Source organism: Microbacterium sp., from assembly GCF_040394595.1.
Taxonomy (GTDB): Bacteria; Actinomycetota; Actinomycetes; order Actinomycetales; family Microbacteriaceae; genus Microbacterium.
In genome coordinates this window covers 336,011-346,576 of the sequence record NZ_JBEBSA010000003.1, presented here as the reverse complement: position 1 = coordinate 346,576, position 10,566 = coordinate 336,011, and the positions used below count along the sequence as shown (strand labels likewise).

Here is a 10,566-nt window from a genome sequence, read left to right as displayed (position 1 = left end):
AGTCCGTGGGGGTGCCGTTCCTGGTCGGGGGGTTGAGCGCGGCCCGGGGTTTCCTTAGGCGGGCGGGATCCGAAGATCCGGCGCCCCTCTGCATCACCGGGGAGATCAGGCGGCGATGTGCGAGACGAGGAACCAGCGGTCCTTCTCGAGCCCGCGCATGATCTCGATCGCGACGTCCTGGCTGGTGAGGTCGACCTCGTCGAGGCCGTCGATCGCCGCCTTGACGTCGACCAGGATCGCATCGATGTCGGAGATGACCGCGCGCACCAGCTCGTCCGAGGCCGTGAAGCCGGCCGGAACCGAGGTCGAGGTCTTCCCCGCGACCGCGCTCACGCGTGCATCGATCGGAAGGCCGAGAGCGACGATGCGCTCCGCGGCCGTGTCGGCGAAATCGCCCGCATGGGCGACCACGGTGTCGAGGAACTCATGCACACCGATGAAGTTGGCGCCGCGGACGTGCCAATGGGCCTGCTTGCCGTTGACGACGAGGGCCTGCAGCCCGAGGACGACGGGGGAGAGGAACTGCGACGCGGCGGCGGCCACGGTCGGGTCGCTGGCGGTGGTGGGGATGGTCTGGGAAGCGCTCATGGGATGTCCTCCGGATCTGTCGTTCGCTGCCTGGTGACATCAACGCTACTCAGCGTGAGATGTTCCGCAAGCAAGCAAAGGCAACGCTTACTCCCGCGTGATTCCGCGGATCTGAGGGTAGTCTCACCTTATGAGCATCGCGTCAGGAGCCTCCGTACTCGCCCTTCCGGGCAAGCGCCCGTCCATTGATGAGAGTGCGTTCGTCGCCGAGGGCGCACGTATCGTCGGGGAGGTCGCGCTGGCCGAGGGCACGAGCGTCTGGTACAACGCGGTGCTTCGGGGCGACTCCGCGGGCATCGTGATCGGGGCGGGGAGCAATGTGCAGGACAACGTGTCGGTGCATGTGGACGCCGGACACGGCGTGCGCGTCGGGGAGCGGGTGTCGATCGGGCACAACGCCGTCGTCCACGGCTGCGTCGTCGGTGACGGCTCGCTGATCGGCATGGGTGCCGTCGTCCTCAGCGGAGCAGTGATCGGCAAAGGGTGCCTCGTCGCCGGGGGCGCGGTGGTGCTGGGCGGCACGGAGGTGCCGGACGGCTCCCTGGTGGCGGGGGTGCCGGCGAAGGTGCGACGCGCTCTGACGGACGAGGAGCGCGCGGGCCTCCTGGAGAACGCGGAGATCTACCTCCGTCACTTGCAGACGCATCGGGACGCCGAGGCGGTCTGATCATCGTCGTCCCGCCGCTAGGCTGGACGTCTGCGGGGCGGTGGCCAAGCTGGTCAAGGCAGCGGGCTCATAACCCGACGATCGTGGGTTCAAGTCCCACCCGCCCCACTCTGATTGCCCGGCCATCCGCGACGCGACGACGCCGCTCCGCAGATCCGCTGTCGGGCCGATACGTCCTAGTGGCTCTGCGCCCGGTAGCGACTCGGCTGTTCGAGTCCGAGGGAACGGAACGTGCGGCGCATGGCGACGGCATCCGGGTACCCGGTGAGCTTGGCGACGTCATCGAGCATCATCAGGCTCGACTCCGCCGATCGCAGCAATGCGACCGCCGCCATCGCCCGCGCCTTCCGGATCTCGTCCGCGAGCGTCAGACCGTCCTCGGCGAACGCGCGTTGCAGGGAACGGAGGGGCACTCCGACGCTCGCGGCGACGTCCTGGATCGTCAGCCGGGCATCGCGCGCGTACGCGTAGATGTGCCCGCGCGCTCTTCGCACGAGCTGGCGCGACGCCGTGAGCCCTGCGCTGCTCGCGGGAGCGTCGGCGGATGCGCCGGACACCACGACAGAGGTGATCATCTCGGCCACGAGGCTTTCGATGAAGTAGCCGCTCAGCTGCTGCCACGGTGGAGGAGTGTCGATCAACGCGTCGAGGAAGCTCCACATCGGGCTGTTGAGGACGTGATCGCTGAGGAGTCGTCGGGCGACGACCGGAACGACGCTGGTGAAGTCTGCGATCGCTGTGTACGGAAGCACGACGGCGATGAGAGAGCTGCCGGCGCGCACGTGGAACGACACCTCCGAAGCGATCACGGCGAGAATCGAGTCGGTTCCCTCCACCGTGAGCGCATCGCGGCCGGTCTGCACGACCTCGAGGCCCCCGTGCGTCGCATGGGCCAGCATCAGGTGCCCGCCCTGAGCGGGATCCGGAGTCGGCGTGATGACCGGCTCGGACACGGCGAGGCGGAAGACATCGAAGTCTCCGATGCCGACACCGGTGAGGCCGTCCAGGGGTGTCTGCCGCCGCGCCTTCCCGAAGAGGCGGGCGACGACCCTCTCCTGACACGCGGCGCTGCCGGAGACCGGGGGAACCAGGAGGTTCTGCTGTCCGATGCTCATCGACCGGTCTCCGCAGGAGCGACGAGGACATTGCGGATGAGCGCCTCCACGGCGGGGATGCCCTCGGCGGGGCCGAGGCTCACCGTCGGCACGCCGTCGGCGCCGAAGTAGATCGCGGAGGGGAGGGAGGTGATCCCTATCTCGCGCGCCAACCCGTTGCCCCGGTCGTGCAGGAGGTGCGCGCCGAAGACGGGGAAGGCGCTGATCGCTTCTGCGGGCGGAGCATCCGTCACCAGCCAGGTGTGGACACCCTGCTCCCTGAGGGTCGGGAGCCACTGCGTCAGAGTGGGGATGAGCGCCCGGCACGCCGTGCAGGTGGTGCTGACGAAGACGATGACCGCACGACGGTCGGCGGTGAACCCGCGGACATCGTGTTCCGCGCCGAACAGGTCGGCGAGAAGGTGCCGGGACACCGTACGCTCCGACGGCGGGTTCTGGCGGGCGGGCTGAGACGGGGTGAGACTCCTCCGGAGGTGCAGCGCGCCGGCTGAGACGAGGATGAGCAGTCCGAGCTGGAACAGCCCGGCGTCCTGCTCGAGGCCCGTGCCCACGACCTCGAGCAGCGGGCCCCGAGGCGGCCCGACCGCGGCCGCCAGCGCGAACCCGAACAGGAGGGCGTTTCGGACGACGGTCGCTGCGGAGATCGGTGCGTCGTCGTGCGCGCCGAAACAGTGGCACGGTTCGGAACGCCGCGCGATGACGGCGCGGATGACGACGACGAGGAAGACGCCGAAGAGCACTGCCGTCACCGATAGTGCCCATTCGTGGAAGGGGCGCGGCAATGCGAGAAGCGATGCGCCGAGACACAACTCCGCGAGGGGCAAGGCAATCGCGAAGAGAGGGCTCCGCAACAATTGCGGCACTCCGAGGGCACGCATTCCTGCAATGGTGCTTCCCGGAGAAAGCAGCTTCAGTATCCCGCTCGCTCCGAGAATTCCGATGAGCACGACGAGTATCAATGCATAGACGGCGATGTTCACTGCTACCTCCCCAGCGCAGCAGAAGCCGTTCGCCCACGATGCTCCCCGGATCGCAGGGGCGGACGGTGGAAAAGTGATCGTCGCCGCCCCTGCGCGGTGCGCGTGCTCTCCGGAGGGGCGGCGGACCGGGTGGGGCGGTCGGAGCCGCACCACCCGGCCGGATGTCAGACGGTCTGGCAGCTTCCCCCGAAGATGCCGCCGACGGTGATGCCGGTGAAGTTCATGCCGGCGCCGTTGTTCGCGGAGTTGGCATCGCTTCCGACGTAGACGAGACGCGCATTCAGCCCGGCGTTGACGCCGATGCCCTCGGTGATGAGCTGGATCGGCGTGCCGGATGTGACATCGCGCGGCAGCTTGACGATCTTCGCCGAGCCGCCGATGCCGAGCAGATCGATCATGCTCGCGGCGCCGGAGCTGCCGCCGCCTGACCACTTCCATTCACCGAAGTTCACGTTCGCCACCGCGGAGTCGAAGAGCAGGAACTCGGTGCCGGCGGGGATCGTGCCCGCCCCCTTCACGCCGATCGTGAACCGCGGGGAACCTCCGAGGATCGTCGGGCAGGTCGCCGTGATCTGCACATCGACGTTCGGAAGCTCCTGGGGCGTGACGACCTGGGTCGCATCGGAGAAGCAGATGAACGCTCCGACGGCGTTCAGCACGCCGGCACCGCCGGCGGTGAAGGCCGCGCGCTGGTCGTTCAGGTTCGCGTCGTCGGTGAGGATCGTGGTGGTGTAGCGACCCACGATGCTGGCGTTGATGCCGGTGATCCCGACCTTGATCCACTCGCCGACCTGGTAGTCGCGGAGCAGGCGCAGGCGTGCGACGCCTCCGCCGATGAACAACAGGCTCAGTCCTCCGGGCCGGCCGTCTGCGGCCACGCTCCCGGTGCTGTCGGTGACCGTCCAGCTGCCGATGTCGATATTGGCCAGACCGCCCGCGTCGATCTCGATCTCGGTCCCGGCCTTGATGACGCCCTCCGTCACCGTGTACTTGAATCCGGGAGTTCCGCTGCCGGCGATGTTCAGCGTGATCAGATCACAGCTGTCCGCCTCGGCGGCGAGGTTGCCGGCCGGGTTCGTCGAGGCGGTCGCGAGCGGCACGGCGGATGCCATCGCGATGACGGGCATCGCCCAGGCCGCACCCTTGACGATCGCGCGACGGCTGACGCCGCTGTGCGCAGTCGATTCGTTTTCCATTCAGAGTTCCTTTCCCTGTTCCCCAAGCAGCAAGGCGTGCTCGATGACAACATGCTCGATATTGGCGGGAGCGGGGCGGGAAAGACGAAGCCTGGCGCGAACACTGCCGACGAATGGCGCGGAATGTACCGGAAACGCGCCCGATGCGGACATAGCGGACGGTGTCGCGCATCGGGCGGATATAGTCGCTGCGTGGACAGAATGACGGTGCAGGTCTTCGACGGCGCGATCTCGATCGATTTCGACGACGGCGTGGCGGAAGAGGTGAAATCGGCATTGCGCGCGCAGTGGTCGCATTTGGCTTCCGGGCAACCCGGGAGGCAGCGGCTCATCGCGACGACGACCCAGCCGGCGACGACATCGAGCCCCTTCGCGTTCGGGACGACCGCGGCGGATCTCGCCGCAAACGTCAGGAGCGCCGTGTCGGCGATGGCCCGGGCTTCCGCCGTCGCCTCGGATGCCCGGACGTCACGTCCGCTGCCGATGTCCGCCGCCACGGTCAGGGAGTCCGGCGCTTCTTCGGCGACCATGCTCTTCGGCACGGGGCGTGAGGAGGCGATCCACGCCCTGTCGTCGTCAGTCGTCTACCTCGGCCTCGACGCAGCCCGGGTCGACCTGGAGAAGGCGACCGTGGAAGGCCTTCCGGTGCCGGTCATCGATCCGGCATCCGGGCGGCTCGCGGCCCCCGCCGTCGTCGGCATGTCCGTGGGCTCCGGAGCACATCGGATCGGGACGGTGGCGCTCCTCATCCATGCCCCCGATGAGTCGCCTCACTGGGTGCCGGTCTCGGTGCCGGAGATGTCGGCAGCGGTGCTGCCGTGGGCTCCTGCGCTGACCTCCTCGCCGATCCCACTCGGCGTGCTCGGCGGCGTGCTCGAGCGTGTGCCGCTGCTCGCTGCGGTGCGGTACCGGTCGCAGGACGACCTGCCTGCTCTGTTCGCTGACCTCTGGGCGTCGGAGGCTCCGCCGCGGGGCGAGATCTCGGCATCTGATACGCGACCCGAGGAGGAGGAGACCGCCGTCCCCGTGATCGGCGACGTCCGGCGTGCGGCGATGGTCGATGCGATCGACGACGGGTCCTTTCTGGCGGTGTGTGACGGGCAGTATCAGGCTGCGGCGGTCTCGGGCATCGCTCTGGCGATCTGGCAGTGCGCCGGCACCTGGATCGGGCTCGACGAGCTCACGCGCCGGGTGGTACAGGTCGTCGGTGAGCCCACAGCGGACCCGCGTGCCCTCGTCACGGCGGCCGTCGACGCGCTGGTCGCCCGGTCGATCCTCGTCCGGGTGTGACTCGACCGCACGACGGGAGCACCGACGGCGGACATGGCAGACTCAGGCGCATGATCGAACGCGACGATCTGATCGAGTGGCTCGTCCGTCTTCACGAGCGGTCGGCGATGTCGGGCTGGGACTTCTCCTCGTTCGGTGACCGGCTGGACGCCGACGAGGTTCCCTGGGACTTCGACGAGGAGGTGCGCACCGCCCTGCGCTCCGTCGACCGTGCGGTGGACATCGGGACCGGTGGAGGCGAGCGGCTCATCACGCACCTGGCGGCGATCGGACGACCCAGGGCGACCATGGTCGCGACGGAGGGATGGGCGGAGAACCTGCCGATCGCCCGCGCCGCTCTGGCACCCTACGGCGTCGAGGTGCTCTCCTACGATCCGGAGATGCGAGAGCGGCTGCCGCTCGATGACGCCTCGCAGGATCTCCTGGTGAATCGCCACGAGGCGGTGGACGCCGCGGAGTGCGCGAGGGTGCTCCGTCCCGGCGGGCGTCTGCTGACGCAACAGGTCGACGGACGCGACGCCGCACAGCTGCGCGAATGGTTCCATGGCGAAGGCCTCTACGATCATGTGACGCCGAAGAGGATGGTCTCCGAACTGGTCGACGAGGGCTTCCGGATAGACGATGTCGCCGAGTGGACCGGAGCCATGCGCTTCCGCGACGTCGGGACGCTCGTCGAGTATCTGGCGGCTGTCCCGTGGGATGTGCCCGGCTTCACGCCTCGGGAGCATGCCACGCAGCTGCATCGCCTCGCCGGGTTGCGACCCATCGAGGTCGATCAGCGCCGGTTCCGTATTGCCGCCACGCGCGTGTAGTGCCGGCGCAACGGGCTCAGCGGATGCGTCCGCAGGGCACCTCCACGCTCCAGCCGAGCGTCTGCGCCAACGTGACGGCAGCTGCTCCTTCGGCGCACTCCTCGCGGGCTTGGACGACCTGCGGCTGCCATGCGGGGCCATGAGAACGTCGGGTGTCGGAAGGGCTGAAGAAACACGCGAAACTGAGCAGCAGAAGTGTCACGACTCCGAACGCGACCCCTTTCCGCACGGCTTCGCTCCTCCTCATGCCCTCCCGCTCCGGCCGCGTTCGCGTTCGGTCTCCGGCGGCGACGCAGAGCGCCGAGATGACCAGCATCGACGGAAGCACTCCGTAGCGCGCGAGCCAGACGGCACGGAGCTGCGCGGGGGAGTGCGAGGCGTAGTCGTAGAGATCCAACGGGGTCGTGTACACGCCGGCGACGTAGGTGAGCACGGCCAGCAGGAGCGCGGCGCTGACGATGACACGCGCCGTCGATGAAGCGCCGCGGAGGAGGACGAGGAACGCTGCGCCGAACGCCGCGACGAGGAGCAGCGGCACGAGCTGCGCCGTGGTGGACAGCACGGGCCCGATGGCCCGCGTCGGGAGGACGATCGGCATGAGCGCGTTGATGACGAACCCGTACGGGTACGACAGAGGCTCGACGTGTCCGAACGCCGTCTGCTTGCGCGGCGAGAGGAGCACGCAGAGCAGCTGCGCGAGGACACCAGCCAGCGTCCCGCCGTAGACGATGCGACGCAGCCGACTCCTGGATCGCCAGAGCAGGAGCGGCAGCAGGAAGACGGCCTGCACCTCGGTGAGCGCCGCGACGAGGGCGAAGAGGGCGAGAAGCGCGGCGGTGGAGCGCCGCGTCGGCGTGTAGAGCAGCACCCAGAAGAGGGTCCACATCAGGATCGTGTGGATGTTGGCCGCATTGCCCAGCACTTCTCGCGCAGCGAGCGGTGCCAGCACCGTGCTCGCGCCGATGACGAGCGCCCAGCCCGATCCGACGTGCTGGCGGGAGACCATCCACACGATGCCTGCGCAGACACCGGCGACCAGGCTCGCGGCGCCGGACATGAACAGCGCATAGCCGTCCAGCGGCACCGCCATGACCGCCGTGTTCGCGAGCACACGGGGAAGGAGATGGAGGTATCCGCCGTACGGGGTGAAGAGGTCCCCCCAGCCGTGGAACATGGCGGACTGCACGAAGTTCCTGCCGTCCTCCGCCCAGAACGTGTCGCGGGCGACGGCGGGGAGCCGAAGCCAGGCGAGGCCGCCCAGGACGAGGGCGAGGAATGCTCCGATCGCGAGGGTGCGCCCCGTGCCGGACGGCCACGGCGACGTCCTCGGCGTCGAAGGGGAGAGATCGAGGAGTCGAGTCATGGTGTGATCGCCTCGGCCGCTTCGGATACCGGTGCGCTGGCCTGCGGCGCGCGCGAGGCGCGCGGGCGGTAGACGACGAGGGAATGGAAGAGGAACCTTGCGATGAAGGCGACGGCGAGGGTCAGCGCGGTCGCGAGCACACTGGAGAGGTGCACCCCGCTCACCAGGAGCGCGACGACCGGGATCCGCACGGCGGACTCGACGTTGTTGAACGCGAACGAGCGCCAGAATCTGCCCGCCAGGGTTGATGCCTCCGCACGCATGTCACGGAACACGGCGAGCTCGAAGAGGACGAAGTTGCCCAGGATCGTCGCTTCGGCGGCGACGATCGCGGCGAGCAGGTAGTCGATGCCGAGGGAGGTCATGGCCCAGACGATCGCGATGTTCGCGGCGGCCCCGAAGGCGCCGACGACGGCGAAGGACGACATCCTCCCGAACCGCAGAGCAGCCACCTGTGCGAGGAACTGCACTCCCTGACGGACGGTCGCCTTGGACTCTCCCGCGAAACGGGATGCGAAGACGAACGGCACCTCCGCGACTCGGTGCTGCCGCCGTACCAGCAGCTCGAGCAGGATCTTGAAGCCTCTCGGCCGCAGTTCGTCGAGGTCCAGCGTTGCGGTGTCGACGAGGAAGAACCCGGTCATCGGATCGGTGACCTCGCGCAGGCGCACGGGGAACATGGCACGAGTGATCGACGTGGACAGCCGGGAAACGAGGACCCTGCCGACGTCGGCCAGCCCGTCGGCGTCGCCTCCGTCGACGTATCTCGAAGCGACGACCACGTCCGCATCACCCCGTGCGTGGCGCTCCCAGAGGTCACGGAGCACCTCCGGCGGGTGCTGAAGGTCGCCGTCCATCACGATGCAGATGTTCGAGCGCGCATGACGGAGGCCTTCGACGACCGCGCCGCTGAGGCCACCGGTGGCGGCCGGACGTCGCCGGACACGCACGGACACGTGCGCCCAGGACGACGCGTCCGCGACGACCTCGGGGAGATCATCGGTGCCGTCGTCGACGAACAGGATCTCCGCATCGATGCCCTGGAGCGCGGAATCGGCTCGACGGATCAGCTCGACGGCGCTCTGGCCTTCGTTGTACGTGGGAACGATGATGCTCAACTGCATGCGGACCACCGGGACACTCTGTGCAAGGACATGGGGCCATCCCATCGGCCCGAGCGTTGCAGGAGTGTATGCCCGAATGCTTACGGTTTCGATACAGTGCGGCGAACAGCGGATGCACAGGCGCAGTCCTCACGGACCGTGGCGCGCACGGGCCGCCGAACGAGGCGAGGAGACCCGCGACCTCAGCGCACCCGACGGTCGTGCGCGAGGTCGAAGAGGTGCGACAGGACGGGGCCGGAGCGCAACCCGTTGTGCTCGTGCTCGCTGGTGACCCAGAGTTTCAGCTCCGGCATCAGGCCCGCGGTCTCGAGTGAGAACTCCAGCGGCACGTAGACATCGTTCACGTACACCGCGGCCGCGCCTCGTGCTCCTGACGCCGACACCGCTGCCGGGTCGTAGACCCGAGGCCACTCGTGCTCGGCGAGGGACAGCGCGACGTCCTTCCACGGGCGGAACGCCGGGACGCTGTCGGTCCACTCGCGCCGGATGTGCTCCCCGGTGAAGAGCGTGGGGTCGTCCACGAAGTCGTCGGGCATGGTGCGCTCCGCCGACCAGCGGGTCGCGTGCCCGCTCGCGTAGCTCGACTCGTGGAAGACGAAGTACAAGGGGTTGCGTCCGCCGAAGGGCAGGGACGCGGCGAGGTCGTAACGGAAGGCGGGGGAGCGGGGGTCGAGCTCGAGCAGCGACCAGAGCGTCTGCCATCCGTCGTTCGTGCCGAGCACCGAGCCGATGGAGCGCAGACGCGAGACCGACACGACCTCGCCGTCCGGCAGCGTCAGGCCGCCGTCCGCCGCGAGCGCGGTCAGCCGGCGCATCGTCTCGCGATGCTCCGGGAAGCGCCGGTAGTAGCGTTCGGAGGCATCGCGCATCTTGTCGTAGCAGAGTGCGTAGACGTCGTCCGGGTGGCGATCGAGCGGCGAGAGGCCGCCGGTGATGTAGACGCGGTCCAGGGAGTCCGCGAAGCGGGACAGGTAGGCGAGCGTCGTGAAGCCCCCGAACGACTGCCCGAGAAGGTTCCAGCGCGGGACGTCGAGGGAGGCGCGCAGTGCTTCCGCGTCCCGGACGATCGAGTCCGCGCGCAGGTGCGTCAGATACTCCGCCGCGGCTGCGGAGCCGCCCGCGAGCAGATCCTCGCCGACGGGCGTGGACCGCCCTGTTCCCCGTTGATCGAGCATCACGACGCGATACTCGGAGAGCGCGGTGTCCAGCCAGTACGGCGCCGAGGGGGAGTGGAAGGCGCGTGGCGCCTCGAACCCGGGCCCGCCCTGCAGGAACACCAAGTAGGGCAGGTGCTCGCCTCCCTCGCGGGCGATCACGGCGGCGAACACCTCGATGGTGCGCTGATCCGCGTCGTCGTCCCAGACGAGAGGAACGGCGAGGCGGTGCTCGGTGACGGTCAGGTCCTGCATACGACGGACGGCGGTGCTCATG

10 protein-coding genes and 1 tRNA gene are annotated in these 10,566 nt (G+C 68.7%); 4 read left to right on the top strand and 7 right to left on the bottom strand.

The features are described 5' to 3' along the window. Positions 1 to 105 precede the first annotated feature (105 nt). The gene (locus tag ABWO84_RS06840; protein WP_353113759.1) at positions 106 to 588 is read right to left on the bottom strand and encodes a Dps family protein; all 483 of its coding nucleotides are present in this window, start codon (positions 586 to 588) and stop codon (positions 106 to 108) included. A gap of 130 nt (positions 589 to 718) precedes the next feature. Between ABWO84_RS06840 and ABWO84_RS06835 the strand changes: the two genes are divergently transcribed. Together ABWO84_RS06835 and ABWO84_RS06830 are read left to right on the top strand one after the other, a co-directional pair. Then, entirely contained in the window at positions 719 to 1,255 is a 537-nt protein-coding gene (locus tag ABWO84_RS06835) for a gamma carbonic anhydrase family protein (RefSeq protein ID WP_353113758.1), read from the top strand. Between the two features lie 34 nt (positions 1,256 to 1,289). Continuing rightward, positions 1,290 to 1,363: transfer RNA gene (locus ABWO84_RS06830), tRNA-Ile, on the top strand. Between the two features lie 68 nt (positions 1,364 to 1,431). Here the strand turns inward: ABWO84_RS06830 and ABWO84_RS06825 are convergent. The 3 genes from ABWO84_RS06825 to ABWO84_RS06815 all read right to left on the bottom strand — a co-directional run bounded on the left by ABWO84_RS06825 (position 1,432) and on the right by ABWO84_RS06815 (position 4,546). Then, on the bottom strand, positions 1,432 to 2,370 hold the full coding sequence (locus ABWO84_RS06825; RefSeq protein ID WP_353113757.1) for a helix-turn-helix domain-containing protein: 939 nt from the start codon (positions 2,368 to 2,370) through the stop codon (positions 1,432 to 1,434). After that, positions 2,367 to 3,350: a peroxiredoxin family protein gene (locus ABWO84_RS06820; protein WP_353113756.1), complete on the bottom strand. Its 984-nt coding sequence runs from the start codon at positions 3,348 to 3,350 to the stop codon at positions 2,367 to 2,369. The genes ABWO84_RS06825 and ABWO84_RS06820 overlap by 4 nt, the downstream gene beginning before the upstream one ends. Before the next feature lie 164 nt (positions 3,351 to 3,514). After that, positions 3,515 to 4,546, bottom strand: coding sequence for a hypothetical protein (locus tag ABWO84_RS06815; RefSeq protein ID WP_353113755.1), 1,032 nt, complete (start codon positions 4,544 to 4,546; stop codon positions 3,515 to 3,517). A 192-nt stretch (positions 4,547 to 4,738) separates the two neighbouring features. On the opposite strand from ABWO84_RS06815, the gene ABWO84_RS06810 reads away from it, so the two are divergent. Further along, positions 4,739 to 5,836, top strand: a complete 1,098-nt coding sequence (locus ABWO84_RS06810; RefSeq protein WP_353113754.1) for a hypothetical protein — start codon at positions 4,739 to 4,741, stop codon at positions 5,834 to 5,836. A 50-nt stretch (positions 5,837 to 5,886) separates the two neighbouring features. After that, positions 5,887 to 6,648 (top strand): class I SAM-dependent methyltransferase, encoded by a 762-nt coding sequence (locus ABWO84_RS06805; protein ID WP_353113753.1) that lies wholly within the window; start codon positions 5,887 to 5,889, stop codon positions 6,646 to 6,648. Between the two features lie 16 nt (positions 6,649 to 6,664). Here ABWO84_RS06805 and ABWO84_RS06800 read toward each other — a convergent pair whose 3' ends face one another. The 3 genes from ABWO84_RS06800 to ABWO84_RS06790 form a co-directional block, all read right to left on the bottom strand. Continuing rightward, a complete protein-coding gene (locus ABWO84_RS06800) occupies positions 6,665 to 8,011 on the bottom strand; it encodes a hypothetical protein (RefSeq protein ID WP_353113752.1) in 1,347 nt (448 codons plus the stop codon). After that, positions 8,008 to 9,135 carry a glycosyltransferase gene (locus ABWO84_RS06795; RefSeq protein ID WP_353113772.1) on the bottom strand — a complete coding sequence of 376 codons (1,128 nt, stop codon included), beginning with the start codon at positions 9,133 to 9,135 and terminating at the stop codon, positions 8,008 to 8,010. The genes ABWO84_RS06800 and ABWO84_RS06795 overlap by 4 nt, the downstream gene beginning before the upstream one ends. A gap of 182 nt (positions 9,136 to 9,317) precedes the next feature. Next, positions 9,318 to 10,565, bottom strand: coding sequence for an alpha/beta fold hydrolase (locus tag ABWO84_RS06790; protein WP_353113751.1), 1,248 nt, complete (start codon positions 10,563 to 10,565; stop codon positions 9,318 to 9,320). Position 10,566: the final 1 nt, after the last annotated feature.